At 60.1% G+C, this 25,317-nt stretch carries 29 protein-coding genes; 17 read left to right on the forward strand and 12 right to left on the reverse strand.

Annotated elements, in window-relative coordinates; genetic code table 11:
• Positions 1-9 precede the first annotated feature (9 nt).
• The 10 genes from J1N02_RS19855 to recX all read left to right on the forward strand — a co-directional run bounded on the left by J1N02_RS19855 (position 10) and on the right by recX (position 6,726).
• Positions 10-582, forward strand: coding sequence for a phage tail assembly protein (locus J1N02_RS19855; RefSeq protein WP_421147650.1), 573 nt, complete (start codon positions 10-12; stop codon positions 580-582).
• A 128-nt stretch (positions 583-710) separates the two neighbouring features.
• On the forward strand, positions 711-1,850 hold the full coding sequence (locus J1N02_RS19860) for a hypothetical protein (protein WP_098480296.1): 1,140 nt from the start codon (positions 711-713) through the stop codon (positions 1,848-1,850).
• The gene (locus J1N02_RS19865) at positions 1,850-2,233 is read left to right on the forward strand and encodes a phage tail protein (RefSeq protein ID WP_027604556.1); all 384 of its coding nucleotides are present in this window, start codon (positions 1,850-1,852) and stop codon (positions 2,231-2,233) included. Before J1N02_RS19860 ends, J1N02_RS19865 begins: the two co-directional genes overlap by 1 nt.
• On the forward strand, positions 2,226-2,438 hold the full coding sequence (locus J1N02_RS19870) for a tail protein X (RefSeq protein WP_027604555.1): 213 nt from the start codon (positions 2,226-2,228) through the stop codon (positions 2,436-2,438). The genes J1N02_RS19865 and J1N02_RS19870 overlap by 8 nt, the downstream gene beginning before the upstream one ends.
• A 9-nt stretch (positions 2,439-2,447) precedes the next feature.
• Positions 2,448-3,458, forward strand: coding sequence for a phage late control D family protein (locus tag J1N02_RS19875; RefSeq protein ID WP_421147651.1), 1,011 nt, complete (start codon positions 2,448-2,450; stop codon positions 3,456-3,458).
• Positions 3,459-3,480: 22 nt separating this feature from the next.
• Positions 3,481-4,038: a glycoside hydrolase family 19 protein gene (locus tag J1N02_RS19880; protein ID WP_098480294.1), complete on the forward strand. Its 558-nt coding sequence runs from the start codon at positions 3,481-3,483 to the stop codon at positions 4,036-4,038.
• Positions 4,026-4,526: a lysis system i-spanin subunit Rz gene (locus J1N02_RS19885; RefSeq protein ID WP_043293401.1), complete on the forward strand. Its 501-nt coding sequence runs from the start codon at positions 4,026-4,028 to the stop codon at positions 4,524-4,526. The genes J1N02_RS19880 and J1N02_RS19885 overlap by 13 nt, the downstream gene beginning before the upstream one ends.
• A gap of 81 nt (positions 4,527-4,607) precedes the next feature.
• Positions 4,608-5,108 carry a CinA family protein gene (locus J1N02_RS19890; protein WP_027604550.1) on the forward strand — a complete coding sequence of 167 codons (501 nt, stop codon included), beginning with the start codon at positions 4,608-4,610 and terminating at the stop codon, positions 5,106-5,108.
• A gap of 83 nt (positions 5,109-5,191) precedes the next feature.
• Positions 5,192-6,250 carry a recombinase RecA gene (recA, locus tag J1N02_RS19895; protein WP_003189042.1) on the forward strand — a complete coding sequence of 353 codons (1,059 nt, stop codon included), beginning with the start codon at positions 5,192-5,194 and terminating at the stop codon, positions 6,248-6,250.
• Between the two features lie 8 nt (positions 6,251-6,258).
• Positions 6,259-6,726 carry a recombination regulator RecX gene (gene recX / locus J1N02_RS19900; RefSeq protein WP_016977936.1) on the forward strand — a complete coding sequence of 156 codons (468 nt, stop codon included), beginning with the start codon at positions 6,259-6,261 and terminating at the stop codon, positions 6,724-6,726.
• A gap of 202 nt (positions 6,727-6,928) precedes the next feature.
• On the opposite strand, the gene J1N02_RS19905 is transcribed toward recX, so the two are convergent.
• Together J1N02_RS19905 and J1N02_RS19910 are read right to left on the reverse strand one after the other, a co-directional pair.
• The gene (locus tag J1N02_RS19905; RefSeq protein ID WP_368962209.1) at positions 6,929-8,041 is read right to left on the reverse strand and encodes a TIGR00730 family Rossman fold protein; all 1,113 of its coding nucleotides are present in this window, start codon (positions 8,039-8,041) and stop codon (positions 6,929-6,931) included.
• 377 nt (positions 8,042-8,418) lie between these two features.
• The gene (locus J1N02_RS19910) at positions 8,419-8,859 is read right to left on the reverse strand and encodes a PA3611 family quorum-sensing-regulated virulence factor (RefSeq protein WP_027604548.1); all 441 of its coding nucleotides are present in this window, start codon (positions 8,857-8,859) and stop codon (positions 8,419-8,421) included.
• A 179-nt stretch (positions 8,860-9,038) separates the two neighbouring features.
• Between J1N02_RS19910 and J1N02_RS19915 the strand changes: the two genes are divergently transcribed.
• The 3 genes from J1N02_RS19915 to J1N02_RS19925 all read left to right on the forward strand — a co-directional run bounded on the left by J1N02_RS19915 (position 9,039) and on the right by J1N02_RS19925 (position 11,099).
• Complete coding sequence (locus J1N02_RS19915) at positions 9,039-9,758, forward strand: tRNA-uridine aminocarboxypropyltransferase (protein ID WP_421147652.1); 720 nt, start codon at positions 9,039-9,041, stop codon at positions 9,756-9,758.
• A gap of 252 nt (positions 9,759-10,010) precedes the next feature.
• Positions 10,011-10,661 (forward strand): response regulator transcription factor ErdR, encoded by a 651-nt coding sequence (erdR, locus tag J1N02_RS19920; protein WP_027604545.1) that lies wholly within the window; start codon positions 10,011-10,013, stop codon positions 10,659-10,661.
• A gap of 75 nt (positions 10,662-10,736) precedes the next feature.
• The gene (locus J1N02_RS19925) at positions 10,737-11,099 is read left to right on the forward strand and encodes a diacylglycerol kinase (RefSeq protein ID WP_065938722.1); all 363 of its coding nucleotides are present in this window, start codon (positions 10,737-10,739) and stop codon (positions 11,097-11,099) included.
• Between the two features lie 3 nt (positions 11,100-11,102).
• Here the strand turns inward: J1N02_RS19925 and J1N02_RS19930 are convergent, their stop codons facing one another.
• Complete coding sequence (locus J1N02_RS19930; protein WP_027604543.1) at positions 11,103-12,029, reverse strand: LysR family transcriptional regulator; 927 nt, start codon at positions 12,027-12,029, stop codon at positions 11,103-11,105.
• Positions 12,030-12,153: 124 nt separating this feature from the next.
• On the opposite strand from J1N02_RS19930, the gene fpr reads away from it, so the two are divergent.
• Complete coding sequence (gene fpr / locus J1N02_RS19935; RefSeq protein ID WP_003172178.1) at positions 12,154-12,933, forward strand: ferredoxin-NADP reductase; 780 nt, start codon at positions 12,154-12,156, stop codon at positions 12,931-12,933.
• A gap of 117 nt (positions 12,934-13,050) precedes the next feature.
• Here fpr and tsaA read toward each other — a convergent pair whose 3' ends face one another.
• From tsaA to J1N02_RS19970, 7 genes are all read right to left on the reverse strand, one after another.
• Positions 13,051-13,746 carry a tRNA (N6-threonylcarbamoyladenosine(37)-N6)-methyltransferase TrmO gene (tsaA, locus tag J1N02_RS19940; RefSeq protein ID WP_098480292.1) on the reverse strand — a complete coding sequence of 232 codons (696 nt, stop codon included), beginning with the start codon at positions 13,744-13,746 and terminating at the stop codon, positions 13,051-13,053.
• A gap of 3 nt (positions 13,747-13,749) precedes the next feature.
• Positions 13,750-14,211, reverse strand: coding sequence for a DUF1456 family protein (locus J1N02_RS19945; RefSeq protein ID WP_027604540.1), 462 nt, complete (start codon positions 14,209-14,211; stop codon positions 13,750-13,752).
• A 69-nt stretch (positions 14,212-14,280) separates the two neighbouring features.
• A complete protein-coding gene (locus tag J1N02_RS19950; protein ID WP_092356391.1) occupies positions 14,281-14,991 on the reverse strand; it encodes an rRNA pseudouridine synthase in 711 nt (236 codons plus the stop codon).
• 71 nt (positions 14,992-15,062) lie between these two features.
• Positions 15,063-15,536, reverse strand: coding sequence for a GNAT family N-acetyltransferase (locus J1N02_RS19955; RefSeq protein WP_027604538.1), 474 nt, complete (start codon positions 15,534-15,536; stop codon positions 15,063-15,065).
• A 99-nt stretch (positions 15,537-15,635) separates the two neighbouring features.
• Positions 15,636-16,976, reverse strand: a complete 1,341-nt coding sequence (rimO, locus tag J1N02_RS19960) for a 30S ribosomal protein S12 methylthiotransferase RimO (RefSeq protein WP_005785474.1) — start codon at positions 16,974-16,976, stop codon at positions 15,636-15,638.
• A gap of 180 nt (positions 16,977-17,156) precedes the next feature.
• Positions 17,157-17,492 (reverse strand): addiction module antidote protein, encoded by a 336-nt coding sequence (locus J1N02_RS19965; protein ID WP_043293399.1) that lies wholly within the window; start codon positions 17,490-17,492, stop codon positions 17,157-17,159.
• Positions 17,489-17,812 carry a type II toxin-antitoxin system RelE/ParE family toxin gene (locus tag J1N02_RS19970; protein WP_027604536.1) on the reverse strand — a complete coding sequence of 108 codons (324 nt, stop codon included), beginning with the start codon at positions 17,810-17,812 and terminating at the stop codon, positions 17,489-17,491. The genes J1N02_RS19965 and J1N02_RS19970 overlap by 4 nt, the downstream gene beginning before the upstream one ends.
• 413 nt (positions 17,813-18,225) lie before the next feature.
• On the opposite strand from J1N02_RS19970, the gene J1N02_RS19975 reads away from it, so the two are divergent.
• The 3 genes from J1N02_RS19975 (at position 18,226) to J1N02_RS19985 (ending at position 21,816) form a co-directional block, all read left to right on the forward strand.
• The gene (locus J1N02_RS19975; RefSeq protein WP_027604535.1) at positions 18,226-20,127 is read left to right on the forward strand and encodes a potassium transporter Kup; all 1,902 of its coding nucleotides are present in this window, start codon (positions 18,226-18,228) and stop codon (positions 20,125-20,127) included.
• Between the two features lie 126 nt (positions 20,128-20,253).
• Positions 20,254-21,360 (forward strand): NADH:flavin oxidoreductase/NADH oxidase, encoded by a 1,107-nt coding sequence (locus J1N02_RS19980; protein WP_027604534.1) that lies wholly within the window; start codon positions 20,254-20,256, stop codon positions 21,358-21,360.
• Between the two features lie 270 nt (positions 21,361-21,630).
• The gene (locus J1N02_RS19985) at positions 21,631-21,816 is read left to right on the forward strand and encodes a hypothetical protein (protein ID WP_027604533.1); all 186 of its coding nucleotides are present in this window, start codon (positions 21,631-21,633) and stop codon (positions 21,814-21,816) included.
• Between the two features lie 45 nt (positions 21,817-21,861).
• Here the strand turns inward: J1N02_RS19985 and J1N02_RS19990 are convergent, their stop codons facing one another.
• Together J1N02_RS19990 and J1N02_RS19995 are read right to left on the reverse strand one after the other, a co-directional pair.
• On the reverse strand, positions 21,862-23,487 hold the full coding sequence (locus J1N02_RS19990) for a glucan biosynthesis protein D (protein WP_027604532.1): 1,626 nt from the start codon (positions 23,485-23,487) through the stop codon (positions 21,862-21,864).
• 361 nt (positions 23,488-23,848) lie between these two features.
• A complete protein-coding gene (locus tag J1N02_RS19995) occupies positions 23,849-25,273 on the reverse strand; it encodes a gamma-aminobutyraldehyde dehydrogenase (protein WP_169899493.1) in 1,425 nt (474 codons plus the stop codon).
• Positions 25,274-25,317 lie beyond the last annotated feature (44 nt).

Consider the following 25,317-nt stretch of genomic DNA (forward strand, 5'->3'; position numbering starts at 1 on the left):
AATTGCCCCATGGCCTGGATGCCACCGCTGCACCTCCTGCTGTCTCCGATCACCGCCGACACCGGCGCGACGATCCAGCAGGTGCAACTCAAGCCGCTGTACTACGCCGCGCAAAAAGAAGCGCTGGCCCGGGCCGGTGACGACGAGGACGATCAGTTTTTCGAACTGGCGAAACTCGCCACCGGCCTGTCGGAAAAAGAGCTCGACCAGCTCAAGCGCCCGGACTACGTGACCATCGCCCAATACGTACATGAGATGTCGACGCGCCCTGCGTCGTTTTTCCGCGGTGAGGCTGAGGAATCGGCCCACGACCAGCCGGTCCGATTGTTGCTGCCCCTCGAGGCTGCGGGTCGCAGCCTCACCGTTCTGCCACTGGAAATGCCCGCCCTGCGCGCCACCAAGGTGATGAAAAAACTCCCCACCAACAAAGAGCGCGCCGAGTTCATCACTGCGCATTGCACCGGCTTGATGATCCCCGACCTGGCCGGCCTGACCGTGCCCGACTGGACGCAGCTGCAGGAGCGTATCGACGATTTTTTAAATCAACCGGCGGCCTTCTTTCGCAACGCGACATCGATGTAATCCTCGATGTGGTGCCGCTGGTGTATTCGGTCAATGAAGCGGAGATCCTTGCTTGGGACGCCGCAAAAGCATTACGCCGCTACGACATCGCGATCACTCGGCTTGGCGTTAAACAGGAGTAGAGCGGGATGCAAGAGACTAAATACGGGATCAAGCTCGTCCAGGAAGACCTGCGCTGGATGTTCGGCGAGGCGGATCTGGGCAATGCACTCGCCCCGTTTTCCACACGTGCTGTGGCGCCTGTAAGCCTGGAGGCTGCATCGCACCCGCAGTTTACGCTCGGCTCTACGTTGGCCACGCTGAGTGTGGATATCAATGCCCTGACGCAGGAGCAAGTGCGGCTGCGTGAGACGTTGGAAACGCTCAATAGTACGTTGTTCATCAACAGCAACTCTTTGGCACCGAGAGAGGCTGGTGTCACTGCGGGCGCGTTGAAAAATGAGCCGAAGGCGCCGCCTGCCGATCCTTCTGCCGACGCGGGCAAGTCGGCCTTGGATACGTTATGGGACTCTGCCAAGAGCAAAGCCGCGGATAAACTTATTGATCTTGCTATCGACAAGATTGGCAAGATGATCAAAGGCCGTAAAAAAATCGGTGGGCGCGGCTCACCGCTTCGTCGTGTGTCCGAACGCACCGGTAACTGGGTAGGGGGCTCGCAAATGGGCTTTCATTCGGGAGCCCCCTTGCAAGGCTTGCAATCCTTTGTCGGTGCAGTGCCCAGCTCGTCGAATATCCCCGCCGGTGGACTAACCGGAGTACTTGCCAAACTTGAGTCAACCGGCGTTCGCCGACTTGGCCCTCTGAAATATGCCTCCGTCGCCACTGACGTGATCCAAGGTGTCCGCAATGGCGACGCAAAAGCCGTCGGCTCAGGCCTCAGCACCGCCGGTGGCGCCTGGGCCGGTGCCTCCGCAGGTGCGGCCATTGGCACGATGGTTTTTCCTGGTGTTGGTACTGCTGTCGGGGGGGCAATCGGTGGTTTGCTGGGCAGTGAGGCGGGAGCCTGGCTCGGTAACCAGTTGTTCGGCTCAAGTGATCGCCTGCCAACGCCCGGTGCGGTGAGCAAGGAACTCAGCGGTGCACGCACGGACAACGTGCAAGTGACCCTCGCCCCGAGCATCCAGATCACCGGTGTAAACCCCGCCGATGCCCAGCAGGTCGTCAACCAGGTGATCCAGGCGCTGCAGTTTCAGTGTCTGCCGATGCTCACCGACACCCTGGGCATCCGACGCAACGCGGCACTGGCCGATCCTCCAGGAGGTGATTGATGCGACAACAAATGGTACTCGGCGACTTTATTTTCGGCTTGTCTCGAGGATTCGCCTATTCCTCGTTGGTCCGTGCCAGCGATGGCGGCTGGAGTGACCTGGCGATTATTGCCAGCAAGTCGCAGTCGCGGCAGAGCGGTCAGAAGCTGGAAAAACTCACATTCGGCGGCACGGCCATGTACGGCGTAGGCATGCAGCGCCTGGACCAATTGCGCGCGCTGCAAAATGCGCGGGCGCCATTGCCCCTGGTTGACGGCATCGGTCGTAACTGGGGCTTGTGGCGGATCAATTCGATTGTGGAAACCCAGAGCAATGTCATCGATGACGGCACTGCCATGGTCATGGCCTGGACGCTGGAGTTGGAGGAGTTCGCCAATGCGTAGAGTACGAAGTATTGCCGGTGATTCGGTCAACCTGTTGCTTTATCGGGAGGTGGGCCGTTGCGACGACACGGCGGAAGAAACCCTCTGGCGCCTGAACCCCGAGCTTGCCGAATATGGCCCGGTGCTGCCGGCCGGCGTGTGGGTGATCGTACCTGAACTGCACGCTCGGCCCGGAGCTGTGCGACCCGTTTTGGCCTGGGATTAAGGAGGCTGCATGGCACAGGGATTTACGCCTATCGTGGAGTTTTATGGCGCCAACGCGGCGCTGCTCAATCAACGCTTGATGCACTGGAGCCACACCGACGCCGCGGGCATTGAGACCGACCGGCTGGAGCTGACCCTGAATATCGAGGGCCTGGACGGCCTGCCCACGCTGAACGGCAAGATCGGCTTGCGTGCCGGTTACCTGGAATCGGGGTTGGTGGAAAAGGGCGAGTTTGTCGTCACCCAACGCACACCGGTGCTGTTTCCCATGCGCTTGATGATCGTGGCCACCGCGGCGCCCTTCAGCGTGGTCGATGCAACGGGTTACCGCCAGCGTCGATCCGCCAGCTACGGTCCGACCACCCTGGGCGCGCTGTTTCGCCAACTGGTCAGTCGTCACGGCTATTCACCGCGAGTGGCGCCGGCGCTGGAGGGGATTGCGATCGCGCACATTGACCAGTCCAACGAAAGTGACATGGCGTTCATTTCGCGCCTTGCCCGACTTTATAGTGCAGTCACCAAACCGTTCAACGAACTCTATGTATTGGCCGAAGCCGGCCAAGTCAAGTCGCTCTCCGGCCAGCTGTTGCCGGAAGTGAAGCTGTCCGTGACGGATGACAATCGCCCCGGTGAACAAAGCTTTATCACCGCCAAGCTCGACGAAAAATCCCGCTCGAAATACCAAGGCTGCCGTGCCAGTTGGTGGGATGCCTCCGCCGGCAAGCAGCGCGTCGTCCAGGTGGGGAATGCGCCGTTCAAGACCTTGCGCCAACGCTGCCAGAACGAAGCCGAAGCCCGCGCTGTTGCCGAAGGTGAGCTACGCCGTGTGGGGCGTGAAAATTTGAAGTTGCTGATCGATTGCCCGGGCAATCCATTGTTGGCGGCGGAAGGGTTGTTAGTGCTGGATGAGAGCTGGCCGTCCTATATGCAGGGGCGCTGGTCGATAAAGCAGGTGGTTCATGTCGGCGATCCGGTGACGGGATACCGCAGTTCGATCACGGCGGGTGGGTTGTCGATATAGCTACTTTTCGAGAGTAAAACCAATGGTGATAACACTCCCCCAACTGCTTGGCGTCATGCCGGATGCCCGCCTTAGAGCGGGCGTTTTTTTAATGCCCTTGAATGCGGCGTTCGTTCGCTTCGAGATTAACCGTGCCAGGCGCATTGCCGCCTTCCTCGCCCAGATCGGCCACGAATCCGGTGAGCTGCGTTACGTGCGCGAACTGGGCAGCGATCACTACCTGGGCAAATACGACACCGGCAGCCTGGCCGCACGCCTGGGCAATAGCCCCGAAGCGGATGGCGACGGCCAGTTGTACCGGGGCCGAGGACTGATCCAGATCACCGGTCGGCGCAATTACCTGGCATGCAGCCAGGCGCTGTTTGGTGATGACCGTCTGTTACGGGAGCCGATGTTGCTGGAGCAACCGCAATGGGCGGTTGAGTCGGCCGCCTGGTTCTGGCAGGTCAATGGCCTGAATGAGCTGGCCGACAAGGACCAGTTCACCAGCATTACACGGCGTATCAATGGCGGGCTGAATGGGCTGGAGGATCGCTTGCGGCTGTGGGCGCGGGCGAAGGCGGTGTTATGCGTTTCCTAGGGGCCTACCAACTGATCGGTGCTTGCCTGTTGGTGGCGGTGACCTGGCAGGTCCAGGCCTGGCGCTTGGGGGGACAGCTTGAGCGCCAGGCTTCTGCCCATGCGCAGGCGCTCAGCCAGCAACGCCAGGCGGCCTTGCATCAACAACAGGCTGAACAAGACAAACGACTGGCCCTGGAGCAACAGCTCAGTGCCAGCGACCAACATCATGCCCGGGAATTGCGCGATGCCCAACATAACCAGGCTGCTCTGCGCGACCGTCTGGCCACTGCTGATGTGCGGTTGTCAGTCCTTCTCGACGCCACCGAACCTGCCCGTGGCTGTGCAATGCCAACCGCCACCGCCACCACCGGCCTGGTTCATGCAGCCGCACGAGCCCGACTTGACCCGGCGCATGCTCAGCGAATTATCGGCATCACCGATGCCGGCGACCAGGGACTGATCGCGCTGCGCGCTTGCCAGGCATATGTGCGCGCTGTCGCCCGCTGATCTCTTGTTCCAGCCTGTCGCTTGCATGAGTGATTTGCTCCTGTAGGGTAGGCAAACCCCCGCCCACTTCTGGAGACCGTCGTGAAGGAAATCACTCAACTTGCCGCTGACCTGGGCCGCCGCCTGCAGGTGCTCAATGCCCACGTCACCACCGCGGAATCCTGTACCGGTGGCGGTATCGCCGAGGCCATTACGCGGATCCCGGGGAGTTCGGCCTGGTTCGAGGCGGGGTATGTCACCTATTCCAATCGGCAGAAGACCCGGCAGCTGAATGTGCCGGAAACCTTGTTTCCAAAGGTTGGGGCGGTCAGCCAGGAAGTGGTGGAGGCCATGGTGCGCGGCGCCCAGGAGAAAAGCCTGGCGCGCTTTGCCGTGGCGGTCAGCGGTGTGGCGGGGCCCGATGGTGGTTCGGTGGACAAGCCGGTGGGCACCGTGTGGCTGGCCTTTGGCGTTGGCGAGGAGGTCACGGCCGAGCTTCAGCACTTCCCTGGCAACCGCGACGAGGTCCGCCGACAAACGGTGAAGGCCGCGCTGGAGGGCTTGTTGCGACGAGCTGCAGCAGAAATAGAAAATCAGGGGTAGGCGATCTCCGATCTTTGTGGAACAATACTGTCTACTTATACAGGTGTTGGCCGTCAGGCCTTATTGATTACGTGAGGACTTTAATGGACGACAACAAGAAGAAAGCCTTGGCTGCGGCCCTGGGTCAGATCGAACGTCAATTCGGCAAGGGTGCCGTAATGCGTATGGGCGATCACGACCGTCAGGCGATCCCGGCTATTTCCACTGGCTCTCTGGGTCTGGACATCGCGCTCGGCATTGGCGGCCTGCCAAAAGGCCGTATCGTTGAAATCTACGGTCCTGAATCTTCCGGTAAAACCACCCTGACCCTGTCGGTGATTGCCCAGGCGCAAAAAATGGGCGCTACGTGCGCGTTCGTCGACGCCGAGCACGCCCTGGATCCTGAATACGCCGGCAAGCTGGGCGTCAACGTTGACGACCTGCTGGTGTCCCAGCCGGACACCGGTGAGCAAGCCCTGGAAATCACCGACATGCTGGTGCGCTCCAACGCCATCGACGTGATCGTGGTCGACTCCGTTGCAGCCCTGGTACCCAAGGCTGAAATCGAAGGCGAAATGGGCGACATGCACGTGGGCCTGCAAGCCCGCCTGATGTCCCAGGCGCTGCGTAAAATCACCGGTAACATCAAGAACGCCAACTGCCTGGTGATCTTCATCAACCAGATCCGCATGAAGATCGGCGTGATGTTCGGTAGCCCGGAAACCACCACCGGTGGTAACGCGCTGAAGTTCTACGCGTCGGTCCGCCTGGACATCCGCCGTACCGGCGCGGTGAAAGAGGGTGACGAGGTGGTCGGTAGCGAAACCCGCGTCAAGGTCGTGAAAAACAAAGTGGCTCCGCCTTTCCGCCAGGCTGAATTCCAGATTCTCTACGGCAAGGGTATCTACCTGAACGGCGAGATGATCGACCTGGGCGTGCTGCACGGCTTCGTTGAAAAATCCGGTGCCTGGTATGCCTACAATGGCAGCAAGATCGGTCAGGGCAAGGCCAACTCGGCCAAGTTCCTCGCGGACAACCCGGATATCGCTGCCACGCTTGAGAAGCAGATCCGCGACAAACTGCTGACCGCAGCACCAGACGTGAAAGCTGCCGCCAACCGCGAGCCGGTTGAAGAAGTAGAAGAAGCCGATACTGACATCTGAAATAAACGATGACCGTTGTACTGGATACACTCGTCGCCGTTCGGCGTACCGCAATGGACCTGCTCGCTCGCCGCGAGCATGGTCGAGTCGAGCTGACGCGTAAGCTGCGTCAACGCGGCGCGGAACCTGAGATGATCGAAACCGCCCTTGACCGTTTGACGGAAGAGGGGCTGCTTTCGGAAGCCCGTTATCTCGAAAGTTTTGTCTCCTACCGAGCCCGGTCCGGCTATGGCCCGGCGCGTATTCGCGAAGAGCTGAGCCAGCGCGGTTTACAGCGCGCCGATATCGACCTTGCCTTGCGTGAGTGCGGTATCAGTTGGCAGGCGCAACTGGAAGACACCTGGCGCCGCAAATTCTCGGGTCATCTCCCCATTGATGCCAGGGAACGCGCCAAGCAGGGGCGTTTCTTGAGTTATCGCGGTTTTTCGATGGAAATGATCAGCCGCTTATTAAGTGGCCGAGACATGGATGACTGAACACCTTGTTGTGTGGTGAATGGGCTTGTTGTGGTGAGCGGGCTTGTTTGTGGTGAGCGGGCTTGCCCCGCGCTGGGCTGCGAAGCAGCCCCAATGGCCTCCCCTTCGATCTAAACCTGAAACACCAAACCTGAAGCCCCAAAAAGGCCCGCTATGAAAATAGCGGGCCTTTTTGCGTTTCTGGATTCTGCATGTCTGAATTTCACGCCGGCTGCGGCGCTACCCGATGTTGCGTCTTCCCCTGAGCCTGCGCCCAGTTCTCCGGCAAGTTGATGTAATCCACCAGCTCCCGCAACCGGCCCTGGTCGCGGCCATTGAAGTTGAACACCAACCGCGTCAAATGGCTGAACTTCGGCTCATCATGCTCCTCACCGGTATAGGCCAGTTGCTGGAATTCTCCGCTCAACCGCAGGCTGGCAAATTCACTCTGCAAATGAGCCAGCGCTTGATCGCTGAGCGGGTGATTCATGCGCACCACAAACTCACGTTTCAACCAGCGTGTGGAATGGAAGTTGGCATAGAACTGATTGATCTCTTCCACTGCCTCTTCAGCGCTGTACACCAGGCGTACCAGCTTGAGGTCGGTGGGCAGGATGTAGCGATTGGCTTCCAGCTGGCTACGGATAAAGTCCAGGGCGCCTTGCCAGAAACCGCCACCGGGCGCATCCAGCAACACTACCGGCACCAGCGGGCTTTTGCCGGTCTGGATCAGGGTCAATACTTCCAGGGCTTCATCCAGGGTGCCGAAACCACCCGGGCACAACACCAGCGCATCGGCTTCCTTGACGAAGAATAGCTTGCGGGTAAAGAAGAAGTGGAAGGACAGCAGGTTCTCGGTGCCATCGATGGTCGGGTTGGCATGCTGTTCAAACGGCAGGGTGATATTGAACCCCAGGCTGTGTTCCAGGCCTGCCCCTTCGTGGGCCGCCGCCATGATGCCGCCGCCACCACCGGTGATTACCATCAGGTCCGAACGGGCCAGTGCGGCACCCACCTCGCGGGCCAAGGCGTACAGTGGGCTTTCCACCGGGGTGCGGGCCGAGCCGAACACCGTGACCTTGCGGCGCCCCTTGAACTGTTCGAGTACGCGGAAGGCGTGGTCCAGTTCGCGAATGGCTTGCAAGGTGATCTTGGCGTTCCAGCGGTTGCGGTCGTCCTGGGCCATGCGCAGCACGGTCAGGATCATGTCGCGATACAAGGGGATATTCGGGCTGTTGGGGGCGATCTGCTGGAGCTGAGCTTCAACCTGTTGCGTAAGGTCGGCCCCGTTTTCTTCAAAATGCCGGAGCAGGTGGTCATTCGGTTCGTAAGGCATTCAACTTCTCCTTCTTCACAGAGGCTGGGCCAGCGGCGAGAGATTCGTCCGGGGGCCACGACACTGCATGTGTCGCTGCACACCCAAGGCATTGCACGTGTTCGCCAGGCAGCAAACGGGCTCTGTATATTCCTTGTGATTTAAAAAACCTTTGCACTGCACGTCGCAGGAGGGCAACCCTCTTTTGCCCTGGAAATGTTACAGAACGGCGTGGAAGCCGTGATGAACGGGCGATCAGGATGACTTGATCATGGGCCGAAAAACCCTTGGCTGGCAACCGCTTATTGGTCACTCAGCAGGGAGTTTAGCCGCCTGCAGGGAAATGAAGCAGGGGAGTGCGCGCTACTGGACAGCAGCGCGCGAAGGGCAAGCGAAGATTACTTTTTCTTCTTGGCGGCAGCTGGTGCCGGGCAATCCGCTTCCACGAATTTCACCGATGCCACAGGACGATTGGTCTTGTTCTCGGTGATTTCATAGCGCATCACTGCGCCCTTGGCCATCAGCTCGCGATAACCTTTGTTCAGGCACACGCTTTGCCCCAGCTGGAAATACACCGCCTTGGGGTTGGCGCGCATCTGTTCGGCGCGATCAGGCAATACGCTGAGGTGATCGATCAGTTGCATGCCCTCAACGGTGTAGGCCACTTCCAGGGTTTTTTCGTCGATTTCTCGCGGCAGGTCCTTGTTGCTTTCAGTCGCGACGCTTTGCAGCTTCCGGTTCATTTGGGCCTCCAGCAGCGAGGCCGCCTGGGCGCCCACGGGCAGTACCAGCGCAAGTGCGATGGATGGGGCGGCAAGACGCAGCATGGAACGCAGCATGAAACTCTCCTGATTCGGTTACTGGTGCATAGACCAGCCACTGCGCTGTGCGTTCAGTGGCGCGCAATTATAGGTGACCCCTTGCCACTACAGCCAGGCGTATCGCTGGTAAACTGCGGTCACTTCAGCCTTCCACGAGTTTTCTCCGTGTCGATCTACCCCTCTGTACGGCGCATCCGATGAGCCACGCCGTCTCTCGCCTGCGTACACAGCGCCTGGCACGCGCGATCAAGCCCTTCGTCAATCGAGGCTCCCGTGCCGAACGCTGCCCCGGCTGCCGGGTCATCCCCGAATACTGCCTGTGTGCCTGGCGCCCCCAGGTCGCGGCCAGGTCCGCCATGTGCCTGCTGATGCACGATGTCGAACCCATGAAACCCAGCAACACCGGCTGGCTGATCGCCGACGTGGTCGAGGACACCACGGCATTCGCCTGGTCGCGCACCGAAGTCGACCCGGATTTGCTTACCCTGCTCGCTGACCCGCAGTGGCAGCCCTACATCGTGTTCCCCGGCGAATTCGTGGCGCCCGAGCGTGTCGTCAGTACCGTGACGGTGGCAGAAGGCAGGCGCCCGCTGTTCATCCTGCTGGATGGCACCTGGAGCGAAGCGCGCAAGATGTTTCGCAAGAGTCTCTATCTGGAGCATCTGCCGGTATTGAGCCTGGCGCCTGAGCAGCTTTCGCGCTACAAACTGCGCCGCTCCAAGCGTGACGACCATTTCTGCACCGCCGAAGTCGCCGCCCTGTGCCTGGAACTGGCCGATGACGCTGCTGCCAGCGAAGTGCTGGACGCCTACCTCGACGTATTCAGCACCCATTACCTGGCCGCCAAGTTCCAGCTGCCACTGGACCCGACCGACAGCGTCCATACTCGTCTTGCACCCTATATAGCCACGCTATAGCCAGACGACGTTTGCATGATGGCACCGTAAACCTGCACCCCGCTAAAATGCCCATGGGCGTAGTGCTTGACCCCCCAGGCTGCGCTGGGCATGCTGAGCGCCGATTGGGGTGCAACCGTGAGTTTTCGACGTCGTTCCAAGTGCTTTTGACGTTGAACGTACCCTGTGGCGATGGCTGCCTGGCTGTCGCCTTGTGTATTGGTGAACCCCGAACCCATCGGGGCTGCCATAAAAAACAGGATCATTTAATCAATGGCCACATACGAAATCCTGATAGCCGATGACCACCCGCTGTTTCGCAGTGCGCTGCATCAGGCCGTGACCCTGGGCCTTGGCCCCGACGTGCGCCTGGTTGAAGTGGCCAGCATTGCCGAGCTGGAAACCCGCCTTACCGAAAAATCCGATTGGGACCTGGTGCTGCTCGACCTGAACATGCCCGGCGCCTACGGTTTCTCGGGGCTGGTGCTCCTGCGTGGGCAATACCCGCAGATCCCCGTGGTGATGGTCTCTGCCCAGGAAGACGCCGACGTGGTGGTGCGTTCCAAGGAGTTTGGCGCCAGCGGCTTCATTCCAAAGTCCAGCGCGATGGAAGATATTCAGAAGGCCGTGCGCGCAGTGTTGGACGGTGATGTGTCCTGGCCGCCGCAGGCATTCGAACACATCAACGTGTCCGACGAAGCCAAGGCCGCCCGTGATGGCTTGGCCAGCCTGACGCCCCAGCAGTTTCGAGTGCTGACCATGGTCTGCGAAGGTTTGCTGAACAAGCAGATCGCCTATGAGCTGAGTGTGTCGGAAGCGACCATCAAGGCGCATGTCACGGCAATTTTTCGCAAATTGGGGGTGCGTACGCGGACCCAGGCGGCGCTGCTCTTGCAACAACTTGAGTCAATTGCTCAGCATTAAGTTGTTATCGATTCACGCTTTTTTGACTTTGCGTGATCTAGTTTCCCCACTTCTTTGGTTCAGTTGCCTACGTCTATGTCGCCTTTCAAGGGTCAAACCGGTCTCAAACGTATCTTCAATGCAGGGGGCTATTCCCTGGATGGTCTGCGCGCGGCGTTCACCGGTGAGGCGGCGTTCCGTCAACTGGTCTTGTTGAACGTCATCCTGATCCCGCTGAGTTTTTTCCTGCACGTCAGCCGTGTTGAGCGCGCGCTGCTGATTGCAGTGTGCCTGTTGGCCTTGATCGTTGAATTGCTCAATTCGGCGGTAGAAGCGGCGATCGACCGTATTTCCCTCGACCGCCACCCCTTGTCGAAAAACGCCAAGGACATGGGCAGCGCCGCGCAATTCGTGGCGTTGACCATGATCACCCTGGTGTGGGCCGTGATCCTGATCTGACGATCAGGCAATGCTCGGCAGCACGATCTCGTCGCTGCGCTGAACCCCGGCGGTGAAGGCGCGGCACAGCTCCAGGAACTCCCGCATCGCGGAGGTCTGGTATTTCTGTTTATGCCAAATGAAGTAGAACTGTCGGGCCAGGTCCAGGTCCGGGGTTTCTACGGGCACCAGGCTGCCACGGCGAAATGCATCGCGCAGCGCCAGCCGGGAAATACACCCGATGCCCAAACCCGATTCCACCGCCCGTTTGATCGCCTCGGTGTGCTCCAGCTCCAGGCGGATATTCAGCGCGCTGCGGTGATGGCGCATGGCCTGGTCAAAGGTCAGGCGCGTGCCGGAGCCTTGCTCCCGCAGGATCCAGGCCTCATGGGTCAACTCTTCCAGGGTGGCCACGCCGCGCTTGGCCAAGTGGTGCTGGGGCGCGCAAAACACCACCAGCTCATCTTCCACCCAAGTTTGCACCTCGATATCGGGGTGGCTGCAGTCGCCTTCGATTAGACCCAGGTCAATTTCGTAGTGCGCAACCTGGTGCACGATATTGGCAGTGTTCTGCACATGCAGCTTCACCTGGCTTTCGGGGTGCTGCTGCATGAAGCTGCCGATCAGCAGGGTGGCCAGGTAATTGCCAATGGTCAGGGTCGCGCCGACCGCCAGGGAGCCGAAGCCGGACTTACCGTTGAGCAGGTCTTCGATCTCCTTGGCCTGGTCCAACAGCGCCACCGCTTGAGGCAACAGCTGATGGCCCAAGGCGTTGAGACTCAGGCGCTTGCCGGCACGGTCGAATAATTGGCAGCTGGATTGACGCTCCAGCTCGGTAATCGAGGTGCTGGCGGCGGATTGAGATAAGGCCAGAAGGCCAGCAGCGCGAGAGACGCTTTCCTGCTGGGCGACGGCGACGAAGACTTGCAGTTGACGGAGAGTAAATCGCATATCGATATAACCGATAACCCTTATCTTAATAATCCAGTTAACAGATATTGTCGCCGCCATTAGAATGCTGTGCAATTGCGCACTTCATCTTTGGCGCAGACCCATTTCCAGGAGTCCCCCGTACATGAGCAACATGAACCACGAGCGTGTCCTCAGTGTTCATCACTGGAACGACACTCTGTTCAGCTTCAAGTGCACCCGCGATCCGGGCCTGCGCTTCGAGAACGGTCAGTTCGTGATGATCGGCCTGCAACAGCCCAACGGCCGCCCGCTCATGCGCGCTTACTCCATTGCCAGCCCGAACTGGGAAGAGCATCTGGAGTTCTTCAGCATCAAGGTGCCGGATGGCCCGCTGACTTCCCAATTGCAGCACTTGAAGGAAGGCGACGAGATCATCATCAGCAAAAAACCGACAGGCACCCTGGTGCTTGACGATTTGAAGCCGGGCAAACACCTGTACCTGCTCAGCACCGGTACCGGTCTTGCTCCGTTCATGAGCGTGATCCAGGACCCGGAAACCTACGAGCGTTTCGAAAAAGTGATCCTGTGCCACGGCGTGCGCTACGTCAACGAAGTCGCCTACCGCGAATTCATCACCGAGCACCTGCCGCAGAACGAATTCTTCGGCGAGGCCCTGCGTGAGAAGTTGATCTACTACCCGACCGTGACCCGCGAGCCGTTCGAAAACGAAGGCCGCCTGACCGACCTGATGCGCAGCGGCAAGCTGTTCAGCGACATCGGCCTGCCACCGATCAACCCCGAGGACGACCGCGCCATGTTGTGCGGCAGCCCAAGCATGTTGGACGAGACCAGCGAAGTGCTGAACAGCTTCGGCCTGAAAGTTTCGCCACGCATGCGTGAGCCGGGTGATTACTTGATCGAGCGCGCGTTCGTCGAGAAATAACTGCGGTAAAAAATGTGGGAGGGGGGCTTGCTCCCGATGGCGGTGGATCAGTCGATATACACGTTGACTGATCCACTGCCATCGGGAGCAAGCCCCCTCCCACATTGGGTTTCCGGTTTATCCCGCCGGCACCACTTCCAGCACACAAATCATCCCGGCCTCTGGATAGTGCCAGCGCACATCCACATCCCAGAACTGCGCCCCGTATTCGCGTTCAGGCCCAGGCGTCTGGTACGCCGGGCGTGGATCCTGTGCCAGACACTGGTCGATCAACTCCACCAACGGTTCCCCAAGGCGCTGGGCGTGGCCTTGTGCCTGCTGCAGCGCCGTCTTCAGCCACTGCACGGGAATCAGCTGCGGCGCACCACTGGCGATTCTGTTGGTGGCTGTGTCGATGATGTCGGCGTAGGGCACATACGGCTTGATATCCAATACCGGGGTGCCATCGAGCAAATCGATCCCGGAGATCCACAGCCGGCCCGGCTCCACCTTGTCCAGCTTGACCACTGACTGGCCAATCCCGTTGGGCCGATGAGTCGCGCGGGTCGCAAACACCCCCATGGACGTGTTGCCACCCAGGCGGGGCGGGCGCACTTTCAGGCGGGGCTTGTCTTCCAGGGCCTGGTGGAACAGAAACAACAGCCACACGTGGCTGACCTGCTCCAGTCCCTGTACCGCCTCGCCCTGGTCGAACGGCGCCACCAACTCCAGCACGCCCCGCGCGGCAGGCGCCAGTTGCGGTTGGCGCGGGATGGCGAACTTCTCCTTGAAGCAGGAGCGTACGAAACCGACCGGCGAGACCTGGTAACCCATGGCTTACGTGCGAACCCGCAGCGTCAGGCCCTTGAGGAAGTTGCGCAGCAACTGGTCACCACAGGTGCGGTAGTTGGTGTGGCCGAACTTGCGGAACAGCGCGCTCAGCTCAGGCTTGGACACCGGGAATTCGGCAGCCTTGAGGATGGCGTGCATGTCGTCCTCCTTCAGTTCGAAGGCCACACGCAGTTTCTTGAGGATGATGTTGTTGGTCACCGGGGTTTCGATCGGCTGCGGCGGACGGCTTTCGTCCTTGCCGCGCTTGAAAATCACCAGGCCATCGAGGAAGTGGGCCATGACCTCATCCGGACAGAACACAAAGCCTTCTTCCTCGTCTTTCTTGAGGTAGGTCAGCAGGTCTTCCTTGGTCACGTCCATGCCGCCGAGCTTGATAAGCTCGACCATCTTGTTGTCGCTGATGTCGAGCATGTAGCGCACGCTGCGCAGTACGTCGTTGTGAATCATGGTGGGCAATCCTGGTTTTCAACGGTGGGCGCCGCCGGGGGGGGCGGAGCCTGGAAAGGGGGAGGCTGTTTAGAACTTTTCTTTGCCGGACAGATAACGCCATTGGCCAACCGGCACTTTGCCGATGGACACGCCGCCGATGCGAATGCGGCGGATAGCGACGACTTTCAGGCCAACGGCTTCGCAGAACAGGGCGATCACGCCTGGTTGCGGGTTTTTCATCGCAAAGCGCAGGCGATTTTCGTTCTGCCAGCTGGCTTTTACGGCTGGCAGCTCTTTGCCTTTGTAGGTCAGGCCGTGGTTCAGGCGGTTGAGGCCGTGGGCAACCATGTCGCCTTCAACCTCCACCACGTATTCCTGCTCGATCTTGGCGGCATCGGCGGTCAACTTGCGCAGGATCTTCCAGTCCTGGGTAAACACCAGCAGGCCGCTGGCCTTGGCTTGCAGGTCGGCGCTGGCGGTCAGGCGCAGGAAGTGGCCCTTGAGCGGACGCTTGCTGAAGCGGTGTTCTTCGGACAGGGTTTCGGCGCTGATCGAGGCCATTGCCGTCTCGGCATCGACACCGGCCGGGGCGTGGAACAGGATGGTCACCGGCTCTGGCGCGGTGGCCTTGGCCTCCGGGTCCAGTTCGACCTTCTGGGTGGTGATCTTGAATTGCGGCTCGTCGATCACTTCACCGTCCACCGAGACCCAGCCGCCTTCGATAAACAGCTCAGCCTCCCGACGGGAGCAACCGACCAGTTCGATAAGGCGTTTGGAGAGGCGTATGGGGTCAGTCATGACAAGGGCCGTAACAAAAGGGGGCGGCTATTGTACCTGTGTGGGCGCGGTTAATCCCGGCCCCATTTCATTTAGCCCTGACGGGCGCTTTGTTGTTGCTGGCGCAGGCGCAGGTGCAGCAACGGATAGGGCTGCCCCAGGCCGTCATGTTCGGTGCGTCCGACCACTTCGAAACCCTGCTTGAAATAGAACCCCAAGGCTTGGGGATTCTGCTCGTTGACGTCGAGTTCATCGGCGTTCATGCGCTCGATCGCATAACGCAGCAACTGCCGGCCTAGGCCTTGCCCGCGGTATTGCGGGTCGATAAACAGCATCTCCACCTTACCGCACGCCACCCCGGCAAACCCGGTAATACGCTGGCGTGTGTCTTTGGTGCAGATCAGCATCACCGAATCCAGGTAGCGGGTCAGCAGCAGGTTTTTCAGCAATACGATGTAACTGTCCGGCAAAAAATCATGGGTGGCCCGCACCGAGGCCTCCCAGATGCGCGCCAGCTCTGCGTAGTCGCTGGCTTTAGGTGTGTGGATAACCGAATGCTGACGCATGCCCGCTGCCCCTTGCGATGATGGGTGCTGATGGGCAAAAGATAGACCTAAAAAAGCCCCGCATCTTGTCCAGAGGCAGGGCTTTTCAAGTTTTTTCGATCAGTCGCGCTTTTCAGCCCACAGATCGTACTCATCGGCGTCGGTCACCGTGCACCAGACCTTGTCACCTGGCTTCAAGCCGCTGGCATCGTCGATAAACACGTTACCGTCGATTTCCGGTGCATCGAAGAAGCAACGGCCGACTGCGCCTTGCTCGTCGACTTCATCGATCAGCACTTCGATTTCCTTGCCGATACGCAGTTGCAGGCGCGCCGAGCTGATTGCCTGTTGGTGCGCCATGAAGCGCTCCCAACGGTCCTGCTTGACGTCATCCGGGACCACGGCCAGGTCCAGCAGGTTGGCCGGGGCACCTTCCACGGGCGAGTACTGGAAGCAGCCCACACGGTCCAGTTGCGCTTCGGTCAGCCAGTCCAGCAGGTACTGGAAGTCTTCTTCGGTTTCGCCGGGGAAGCCGACGATGAAGGTCGAACGGATGATCAGCTCGGGGCAGATCTCGCGCCAGTTCTTGATGCGTGCCAGGGTCTTGTCTTCGAAGGCCGGGCGTTTCATGGCCTTGAGCACTTTCGGGCTGGCGTGCTGGAACGGGATGTCCAGGTACGGCAGGATCTTGCCGGCGGCCATCAACGGGATCAGCTCGTCCACGTGCGGGTACGGGTAGACGTAGTGCAGGCGCACCCACACGCCCAGGCTGCTGAGGGCTTCGCAGAGTTCGGTCATGCGGGTTTTCACCGGCGCGCCGTTCCAGAAGCCGGTGCGGTATTTCACGTCGACGCCGTAGGCGCTGGTGTCCTGGGAGATCACCAGCAGCTCCTTGACGCCGGACTTGACCAGGCGCTGGGCCTCGTCGAGTACGTCACCCACCGGACGGCTGACCAGCTTGCCGCGCATCGACGGGATGATGCAGAAGCTGCAGCTGTGGTTGCAGCCTTCGGAAATCTTCAGGTACGCATAGTGACGCGGGGTCAGCTTGATGCCTTGGGGCGGTACCAGGTCGATCAGCGGGTTGTGATCCTGGCGCGGCGGCACCACGTCGTGCACGGCATTGACCACCTGCTCGTACTGCTGCGGGCCGGTCACGGCCAGTACGCTGGGGTGCACGTTGCGGATATTGCCTTCTTCCACACCCATGCAGCCGGTCACGATGACCTTGCCGTTTTCCTTGATGGCTTCGCCGATCACTTCCAGGGACTCTGCCTTGGCCGAGTCGATAAAGCCGCAGGTGTTGACCACCACCACATCGGCGTCCTGGTAAGTGGACACCACGTCATAGCCTTCCATGCGCAGTTGCGTGAGGATGCGTTCGGAATCGACCAGAGCCTTCGGGCAACCCAGGGAAACAAAGCCAACCTTGGGGTTGGCTTTTGCGATGGTGGTGGACATGTCTAACCTCGGTATTGAATGACGCCGCCAGTCGGGCACGACAGGGCTGCGGACGGGCGCTTGCTGCGCCTCTGATCAAAAAGTGCGCAATTCTAGCGACGGGCAACGCACTTGACCAGCTTTATGCAGGGAAATGCGACGAGTGCTGTGTTGGGTGAATCGCCCAGCCCTTACACGTTCTTAAGCCCGGACGTCCTGCTCTGTGCGGTGCGTTACAACTTTAGACATGCCCACACCTAACGCCTGAAGCACTTTCAGGAGAGTGGAAAGCTTTGGGTCGCCGCCGACGCCGAGGGACCTATAGAGATTTGCTCTATTGAGGCCCGTGTTCTGCGACAGACTGAGCATCCCGCCGCGAGCGTCCGCCACTCGACGGATAGCGACAAGGAACGCGTCTTCCCCACCCGCTTCATCGATTTCCTCAAGCGCGACAGATAGATATTCCAAGGCAAATGCTTCGTCGTCTCGGAGCATTTCAAGAACACTATCTTCATGAGAACGAGTACGAATGGTCATTTTTGCTGCACCTTGTAAGATTTCCAGAGGGCCTTGGCCTGATCAATGTCGTTCTGCTGCCTGACCTTTGAGCCGCCGCCCAACAGGAAAACAATTTTTCGATCCTGGATTGCGTAATACACACGAAACCCAGGCCCGAAGTCGAGTTTCATCTCAAAGACCCCGTCACCCACCGACTCGGTAACACCAAAGTGGCCAAGGGAAGCTCGATCCACTCTGGTGGTGATTCTTGCCTTTGAACGCGTGTCTTGCACGGTGTCCAGCCAAGCCTGGTAGATATCCACCCCGTTGACTGAAAGTACGTGTTTCACTTCGTACATGCGGAATGTACCTTAAAAGAGACAGGGCAATGATTGAGTTTTTATATCGACTACGCAGGTGATGCAGGCGCGCGATTTATTGATCAGGCAAGGTGGCCAAGGAGCTTGCGCATACACCGCTGAGGCTGCGCTACTGAGCCGGGCGGAAAATATACGGTTGGCCGTAAATGTGATCAATGCAGGCAAAAAGGCTCCAAAATGCCGCTTCATCTACGACTGACGGTGTAAATCGATACCCGAATCACTTGAGCAGGGAAATACGACGACCGCTGCGCTATGCTTCGCGCCGTTGCGCACGGGGAAAACCCTTGGGTCAATAAAACGTCTGTTACGAGAAGTAAAACAGCGCATGCTAGGGTCAGCTTAGACGCGCTGTTTATAAGAGACCTCAGGTCAAAGGGCAGGAGTGGTTGATGGGTCAGGCAAGTAGTCAGGCAGCAGGTGCCGAGCATTCCAACGCAAAGCCGATCGGCATGCTGGTGGCAGCGGTCGGGGTGGTTTACGGCGATATCGGTACCAGCCCGCTCTATACCCTCAAAGAGGTGTTCAACGGTGGTTATGGGGTGCAGGTCAACCATGACGGTGTGCTGGGGATCCTGGCGCTGATCTTCTGGTCGTTGATCTGGGTGGTGTCGATCAAGTACATGCTGTTCGTGCTGCGCGCCGATAACCAGGGCGAAGGTGGCATCATGGCTCTGACCGCGTTGGCGCGAAGGGCGGCGGGGGAGCGCAAGAAGTTGCGCAGTTTCCTCGTGGTGTGTGGCCTGTGCGGTGCGGCGTTGTTCTATGGCGACAGCATGATCACCCCGGCGATTTCGGTGCTGTCGGCCATTGAAGGCCTGGAACTGGCGTTCGACGGCTTGGAAAAATGGGTGGTGCCGATCGCCCTGGTGGTGCTGGTGGCGCTGTTCCTGATCCAGAAGCACGGTACCGACCGCATCGGCAAGCTGTTCGGGCCAGTGATGGTGACCTGGTTCCTGGTGCTGGGTGGCCTCGGCGTGTATGGCATTACCCTGCACCCTGAAGTGCTCAATGCCCTGAACCCGATGTGGGGCGTGCGTTTCTTCGAGGCCCACCCTGGCATTGGCGTGGCAATCCTCGGTGCGGTAGTGCTGGCGTTGACCGGTGCCGAGGCGCTGTATGCCGACATGGGTCACTTCGGCCGCAAGCCCATCGCCCGCGCCTGGTTCATCCTGGTGTTGCCGGCGCTGGTGCTCAACTATTTCGGCCAGGGCGCCATGCTGCTGGGCGACCCGGAAGCCGCACGCAACCCGTTCTACCTGCTGGCGCCAAGTTGGGCGCTGATCCCGCTGGTGGTGTTGTCCACCCTGGCCACGGTGATTGCGTCCCAGGCGGTGATTTCCGGTGCGTTTTCGTTGACGCGCCAGGCGATCCAGTTGGGTTATATCCCGCGTATGCATATCCAGCACACCTCTAGCGCCGAACAGGGCCAGATCTATATCGGTGCGGTGAACTGGTCGCTGATGGTCGGCGTGATCCTGCTGGTGCTGGGTTTCGAGTCCTCCAACGCACTGGCGTCGGCCTACGGCGTGGCGGTGACGGGGACCATGCTGATGACCACCATCCTGGTGTCGGCAGTCATGCTGTTGCTGTGGAAATGGCCACCGATTCTGGCCGTGCCGGTCCTGGTCTGCTGCCTGTTGGTGGACGGGCTGTACTTCGCGGCCAACGTGCCGAAGATCATCCAGGGTGGCGCCTTCCCGGTATTGGCGGGGATTGTGCTGTTCGTGCTGATGACCACCTGGAAGCGCGGCAAGCAATTGCTGGTGGACCGCCTCGACGAAGGTGGCCTGCCGTTGCCGATCTTCATCAGCAGCATCCGCGTGCAGCCGCCGCATCGCGTGCAGGGCACGGCGGTGTTCCTTACTGCGCGCCCGGACGCCGTGCCCCATGCCCTGTTGCACAACCTGCTGCATAACCAGGTGCTGCATGAACAGGTGGTTTTGCTGACGGTGGTCTACGAAGACATCCCGCGTGTCCCGGCCTCACGGCGCTTCGAGGTGGATTCCTACGGCGAGGGGTTCTTTCGCGTGATCCTGCACTTCGGCTTTACCGATGAGCCGGACGTCCCCGAAGCGTTGAAGCTGTGCCATTTGGACGGCCTGGATTTCAGTCCGATGCGCACCACGTACTTCCTCAGCCGTGAAACCGTCATCGCCTCCCGCATCAAGGGCATGGCCCGTTGGCGCGAAGCGTTGTTTGCATTCATGCTCAAGAACGCCAACGGCAACCTGCGGTTCTTCAAGCTCCCGGTCAACCGAGTGATCGAATTGGGCACCCAGGTCGAAATGTAAGCCTGCGCGGTACGGGAGCCGGCAATCGGCTCCCGCTTTACGTCTGAACCCTGTGCAATCCACGGTTGTCGACTAGGCTCTAAGCACTGTTTGAATAGTGCCCACAGACCCCAGAAGAGGTGCGCCATGAGTCAGCTGCTCGAACCCTATACCCTGCGCCAATTGACCCTGCTCAACCGTATCGCGGTGTCGCCGATGTGTCAGTACTCAAGTGTCGATGGCCTGGCCAACGACTGGCACCTGGTCCACCTCGGCAGCCGCGCGGTCGGTGGCGCCGGGCTGATATTCACCGAAGCCACCGCCGTAACCGCCGATGGCCGCATCACGGCCGAAGACCTGGGCCTGTGGAACGACGAACAGATCGAACCCCTGCGGCGCATCACACGGTTTATCGCCGCCCAGGGCGCGGTGGCGGGCATCCAGCTGGCCCATGCCGGGCGCAAGGCCAGCACCCACCGCCCATGGATCGGCAAGCACGGCAGCGTCAAGCCGCAAGACGGTGGCTGGGTGCCGGTGGGGCCGTCGCCGATTGCCTTTGACCCGCAGCACACCCAACCCAAGCCTTTGGATGAGGCGCAGATCCAGCAAGTGATCGCCGACTTCGTCGCCGCCGCCAGGCGAGCCCTGACCGCCGGTTTTGAAGTGGTGGAGATCCACGCCGCCCATGGTTACCTGCTGCATCAATTCCTCTCGCCCATCAGCAACCAGCGGCAGGACCAATATGGCGGCTCCTTCGAGAACCGTATCCGCCTGGTGCTGCAAGTGACCGAGGCCGTGCGCGAGGTCTGGCCCCAGGAGCTGCCACTGTTCGTGCGGGTGTCGGCCACCGACTGGGTGGAAGATGGCTGGAACCCTGATGAAACCGTGGAACTCGCGCGTCGCCTCAAAGACCTGGGCGTGGACCTGATCGACGTGTCTTCCGGCGGCACTGCCGCTAACGCCGAAATCCCCACCGGCCCCGGTTACCAGACGCGCTTTGCCGAGCGTGTACGCAAGGAGTCGGGCATCGCCACCGGCACCGTCGGCATGATCACCGAACCGGCCCAGGCCGAGCACATCCTGCGTACCTGCCAGGCCGACATCATCTTCCTGGCGCGTGAACTGCTGCGTGACCCTTACTGGCCGCTGCATGCCGATGATGATCTGGGCGGGCGCAAGGCCATTTGGCCGGCTCAGTACCAACGAGCGACCCATCGGGACCAACCGATCCACGAGTCTGACTTGAGGGATTGATCCTGCGTCGGCGCCGTCGAAACCCACCTTGAACCGGTGGGTTTTTTTTGCCTGCTGCTGTGGGATGGGGTTGTAGGTATTTGTTACCGAAGTGATTTTTTAAGTGAATGCTCTAAAAAAATCCCACACGTAACGAGATTGTTTCTACGCTTAGGGTAGGACTGATTTCTGGCCCAGGAAGTCAGCCTGTTTGTTCACGGAGGCATTGCGCTCCCCGGGAAACGGTTTGTGGGCACAGGAGTTTTTGATCGATATCAGGAGAAACAGTCCATGGCCAAGTCCTATGGTGTAGCGGGTGCGGTGGTGTCTTTTTTTACCCGCAGGGTGTCCTTGCGTGGCCGCAGGTTGAGTTCGGACGAAGCCGAATTACTGGCGCAGTATCGCGCCCTGACCGAAAACGATCAGGTGGCGATGCGCTATCTGATTGGAGCGATGAAGAGTGTGTCGCGGTTCTGATGGCGTGCGCGAGGATCGTTCCCACGCGCGTGGGAACGATCTGGATCAGGTGTACTTGCGCTGCTCCGGTGCCGGCGGGAAGTACTGATACAACCAGGTTTCACTCAGGGTGCGGTCCTGGGTGCGAATAAACAGCCGCAGTTCCACCGGCTCCACGCTGTCGCTGGTCGGGTACCAGTCGAACAGGATGCGGTAGCCCTTGATGTTGTCGAGCACCAGCACGCTGAAGTCTTTCACTTCGCCGTGGGAGCAGGTCACCACCGGCTCGATCCCGGTGCCGGCCGGCAAACGGTCCAGGCCGCCGCCCTTGAAGTCCACGGCAAACCGGCGCGCCCACACTGGCGGGTAGTGCTCGCCCGGCGCCCAACCTTCGGTAAAGCCGCCCATGCCGGAACGGGTCGCGTCGACTTGCGCCAGCGGCGTGCTGACCGGGGGCAGGGCGCTCCAGTACAGCTTGTAGCCATAGTTGAGTGAGTCGCCGGCCGCCACCGGCTTTTTCGGGGTCCAGAAGGCCACGATGTTGTCCAGGGTCTCGCCGGTGGTGGGGATTTCCAACAGGTCGATCGAGCCTTCGCCCCAGGCGGTGGTCGGTTCGACCCACAGGCTTGGACGCTTGCTGTACCAGTCGACGGTGTCCTGGTAGCTGGCGAACTCATGGTCGGTCTGCACCAGGCCGAAACCTTTCGGGTCGGTGTCGGCGAACGCATTGAACTGCAGCTTGGCCGGGTTATTCAACGGGCGGCAAATCCACTCGCCATTACCTCGCCACATCGCCAGGCGGTCCGAATCGTGGATCTGTGGGTGGATGGTGTCGCACATGCGGCGTTCGTGGGTGCCGCAACTGAACATGCTGGTCATGGCGGCGATGCCCAACTGTTCGATGGCGGTGCGGGCATTGATGTTGGCGTCGATGGCCATCACCACTTGGTTGGCCTGGCAGTCGATATCGAAGCGGTAGGCGCCGGTGGCGCTCGGCGAGTCGAGCAGGGCGTAGACCACAAAGCGGGTCGCGTTCTTATCCGGGGTCTCGAACCAGAACTGCGTGAAGTCCGGGAACTCTTCGCGTTTTTTTGCGTAGGTATCAATCGCCAGGCCACGGGCGGAGAGGCCGTACTGGCCGGTAGAATCCACCGCGCGGAAGTAGCTGGCGCCGAGAAACGACAGCACGTCATGGCGATCCAGTTCCGGCGCCTTGAACAACTTGAAGCCGGAGAAACCCAGGTCGCCGGTCAGCTGTTTGGTGTCGACGGTGGTTTTTTCATAATTGAACAGTGAAGGGCGGAAATGCACTTCGCGGGCTTCACGGGTCTTGGGGTCGACGCTGTGCATGCGCACCGGTGTCTTGAAGCCCATGCCGACGTGGAAGAACTGCACGTCGAGCTGGCCGTTCAATTCCTTCCACAGCGAATGGTTGCCGTCGTAGCCGATGGCGTTGAAATTCTGCGGGGTCATGGTCGCCAGGGTAGGCGGCAGCACCTGTTTGGTGTCTTTATACGTGGTCCCGGCGAGCTGTTTGGCTTGGGCCTTGAGCGTTTCAAAATCGAACGCTACGGCCTTGCCATCGGCGGCACGGTTCCCGGCCCAGGCCTGCGCGGCAAGCAGGCCGCTGGCCGATAAACCGGTGTAGGCCGCAATGGCCATGGAGGCTTTGAGCAAATTCCTGCGGTGCATAGAGACAACCTGTCGTGAGCAAATCCCGCGCCGTTCCTGGCACGTGCTGGATCAGAAATTACGGTTCGGACATGCCTTCGGCCAAACGCAACGGACATTAAACAGACGCCGGATAGCTTAAGCGGTTCGATGGAGAAGGAAAATTGATTGATGGCGGGGTGATGGCATTGCAAATGCGACAAGACATTTCCGACGCTGTGAGTGAACACATTACCCACCAATTATGAAGATCCAAATGTAGGAGCGAGCTTGCTCGCGAAGAACGTCAACGATAACGCGGAGATTCTGATTAACCGCAGTGCTCTTGCGTTCTTCGCGAGCAAGCTCGCTCCTACAATAAAGCGTTACGGCACTTGGGGGATCAGTGCTTGAACATCACATGCCGAACCGTGGTGTAGTCCTCCAAGCCATACATGGACATATCCTTGCCATACCCCGACAGTTTCTGACCACCGTGGGGCATTTCGCTGACAAGCATGAAATGGGTGTTTACCCAGGTGCAGCCGTACTGCAAGCGCGCGGCCAGGCGGTGGGCGCGTCCTACGTCGGCGGTCCATACCGACGACGCCAACCCGTAGTCCGAATCATTGGCCCAGCCCAGTACCTGCACCTCATCGGTGAACTTGGTCACCGACACCACCGGCCCGAACACCTCGCGGCGCACGATCTCATCGTCCTGTTGCGCATCGGCGAGTACGGTCGGCTCAAAGAAGAAACCATTGCCTTCCACCGCCTTGCCACCGGTGACCAGGCGTATATGCGGCTGCGCCACGGCGCGTTCGACAAACCCGGCAACCCGGTCGCGGTGTTGCGCAGTGATCAACGGGCCCAGCTCAGTGGCCGGGTCATCCTGCAAGCCGTATTTGATGCTGGCGACTGCCGCGCCGAGTTTCTCCACAAAGGCGTCGTAGATGTCCGCCTGCGCATAAATCCGACAGGCAGCGGTGCAGTCCTGCCCGGCATTGTAGAAGCCAAAGGTACGAATGCCTTCCACCGCTGCATCGATATCCGCGTCGTTGAAGATGATCACGGGCGCCTTGCCGCCCAGCTCCATGTGCAGGCGCTTCACGCTGTCGGCGGTGCTGGAGATGATATTCGCGCCGGTGGCGATGGAGCCGGTCAGCGACACCATGCGCACTTTCGGGTGGTTCACCAGCGGACTGCCCACGGTAGGCCCACGGCCGAACACCAGGTTGAGTACTCCGGCCGGGAAAATCTCCGACGCCAACTCGACCATCCGCAACGCGGTCAGCGGGGTTTGCTCCGACGGCTTGAGCACCACGGTATTGCCCGCGGCCAGGGCCGGTGCGATTTTCCAGGCGACCATCATCAGTGGGTAGTTCCACGGTGCGATGGACGCGATCACGCCCACCGGGTCGCGACGGATCATCGAGGTGTGGCCGGGCAAGTATTCACCGCCGGCCGAACCGCTCATGCAACGGCTGGCGCCGGCGAAGAAGCGGAACACGTCGGCAATCGCCGGGATCTCGTCGTTCAGCGCGGCGCTGTAGGGCTTGCCGCAGTTGTCCGATTCCAGCTTGGCCAGTTCTTCGCCGTGGGCTTCGATCACGTCGGCCAGTTTCAGCAGCAACAGCGAGCGATCCTTGGGCGCGGTCTGCGACCAGCCTTCGAAGGCCGCATCGGCGGCGCGCACGGCGGCGTCGACCTGGGCTTCGCTGGCTTCTTTGATTTCCACCAGCACGCGGCCCAGTGCCGGGTTGAAGATGGCCTGGGCCGGGCCTTCGCCTTGTACCAGTTGGCCGTTGATCAGCAGTTTGGTTTGCATGATTGAGTCCTCCAAAAAACGCGTGTTATTTCCCTGAAGAAACC

The organism is Pseudomonas sp. NFX5, from assembly GCF_049132125.1.
GTDB lineage: Bacteria > Pseudomonadota > Gammaproteobacteria > Pseudomonadales > Pseudomonadaceae > Aquipseudomonas > Aquipseudomonas marginalis.

Coding starts and splice junctions, on each gene's coding strand:
- J1N02_RS19855 (WP_421147650.1), top strand. CDS start 10: ATGGCCTGGATGCCACCGCTGCACCTCCTGCTGTCTCCGATCACCGCC.
- J1N02_RS19860 (WP_098480296.1), top strand. CDS start 711: ATGCAAGAGACTAAATACGGGATCAAGCTCGTCCAGGAAGACCTGCGC.
- J1N02_RS19865 (WP_027604556.1), top strand. CDS start 1,850: ATGCGACAACAAATGGTACTCGGCGACTTTATTTTCGGCTTGTCTCGA.
- J1N02_RS19870 (WP_027604555.1), top strand. CDS start 2,226: ATGCGTAGAGTACGAAGTATTGCCGGTGATTCGGTCAACCTGTTGCTT.
- J1N02_RS19875 (WP_421147651.1), top strand. CDS start 2,448: ATGGCACAGGGATTTACGCCTATCGTGGAGTTTTATGGCGCCAACGCG.
- J1N02_RS19880 (WP_098480294.1), top strand. CDS start 3,481: ATGGTGATAACACTCCCCCAACTGCTTGGCGTCATGCCGGATGCCCGC.
- J1N02_RS19885 (WP_043293401.1), top strand. CDS start 4,026: ATGCGTTTCCTAGGGGCCTACCAACTGATCGGTGCTTGCCTGTTGGTG.
- recA (WP_003189042.1), top strand. CDS start 5,192: ATGGACGACAACAAGAAGAAAGCCTTGGCTGCGGCCCTGGGTCAGATC.
- recX (WP_016977936.1), top strand. CDS start 6,259: ATGACCGTTGTACTGGATACACTCGTCGCCGTTCGGCGTACCGCAATG.
- J1N02_RS19905 (WP_368962209.1), bottom strand. CDS start 8,041: ATGCCTTACGAACCGAATGACCACCTGCTCCGGCATTTTGAAGAAAAC.
- J1N02_RS19910 (WP_027604548.1), bottom strand. CDS start 8,859: ATGCTGCGTTCCATGCTGCGTCTTGCCGCCCCATCCATCGCACTTGCG.
- J1N02_RS19915 (WP_421147652.1), top strand. CDS start 9,039: ATGAGCCACGCCGTCTCTCGCCTGCGTACACAGCGCCTGGCACGCGCG.
- erdR (WP_027604545.1), top strand. CDS start 10,011: ATGGCCACATACGAAATCCTGATAGCCGATGACCACCCGCTGTTTCGC.
- J1N02_RS19925 (WP_065938722.1), top strand. CDS start 10,737: ATGTCGCCTTTCAAGGGTCAAACCGGTCTCAAACGTATCTTCAATGCA.
- J1N02_RS19930 (WP_027604543.1), bottom strand. CDS start 12,029: ATGCGATTTACTCTCCGTCAACTGCAAGTCTTCGTCGCCGTCGCCCAG.
- fpr (WP_003172178.1), top strand. CDS start 12,154: ATGAGCAACATGAACCACGAGCGTGTCCTCAGTGTTCATCACTGGAAC.
- tsaA (WP_098480292.1), bottom strand. CDS start 13,746: ATGGGTTACCAGGTCTCGCCGGTCGGTTTCGTACGCTCCTGCTTCAAG.
- J1N02_RS19945 (WP_027604540.1), bottom strand. CDS start 14,211: ATGATTCACAACGACGTACTGCGCAGCGTGCGCTACATGCTCGACATC.
- J1N02_RS19950 (WP_092356391.1), bottom strand. CDS start 14,991: ATGACTGACCCCATACGCCTCTCCAAACGCCTTATCGAACTGGTCGGT.
- J1N02_RS19955 (WP_027604538.1), bottom strand. CDS start 15,536: ATGCGTCAGCATTCGGTTATCCACACACCTAAAGCCAGCGACTACGCA.
- rimO (WP_005785474.1), bottom strand. CDS start 16,976: ATGTCCACCACCATCGCAAAAGCCAACCCCAAGGTTGGCTTTGTTTCC.
- J1N02_RS19965 (WP_043293399.1), bottom strand. CDS start 17,492: ATGACCATTCGTACTCGTTCTCATGAAGATAGTGTTCTTGAAATGCTC.
- J1N02_RS19970 (WP_027604536.1), bottom strand. CDS start 17,812: ATGTACGAAGTGAAACACGTACTTTCAGTCAACGGGGTGGATATCTAC.
- J1N02_RS19975 (WP_027604535.1), top strand. CDS start 18,226: ATGGGTCAGGCAAGTAGTCAGGCAGCAGGTGCCGAGCATTCCAACGCA.
- J1N02_RS19980 (WP_027604534.1), top strand. CDS start 20,254: ATGAGTCAGCTGCTCGAACCCTATACCCTGCGCCAATTGACCCTGCTC.
- J1N02_RS19985 (WP_027604533.1), top strand. CDS start 21,631: ATGGCCAAGTCCTATGGTGTAGCGGGTGCGGTGGTGTCTTTTTTTACC.
- J1N02_RS19990 (WP_027604532.1), bottom strand. CDS start 23,487: ATGCACCGCAGGAATTTGCTCAAAGCCTCCATGGCCATTGCGGCCTAC.
- J1N02_RS19995 (WP_169899493.1), bottom strand. CDS start 25,273: ATGCAAACCAAACTGCTGATCAACGGCCAACTGGTACAAGGCGAAGGC.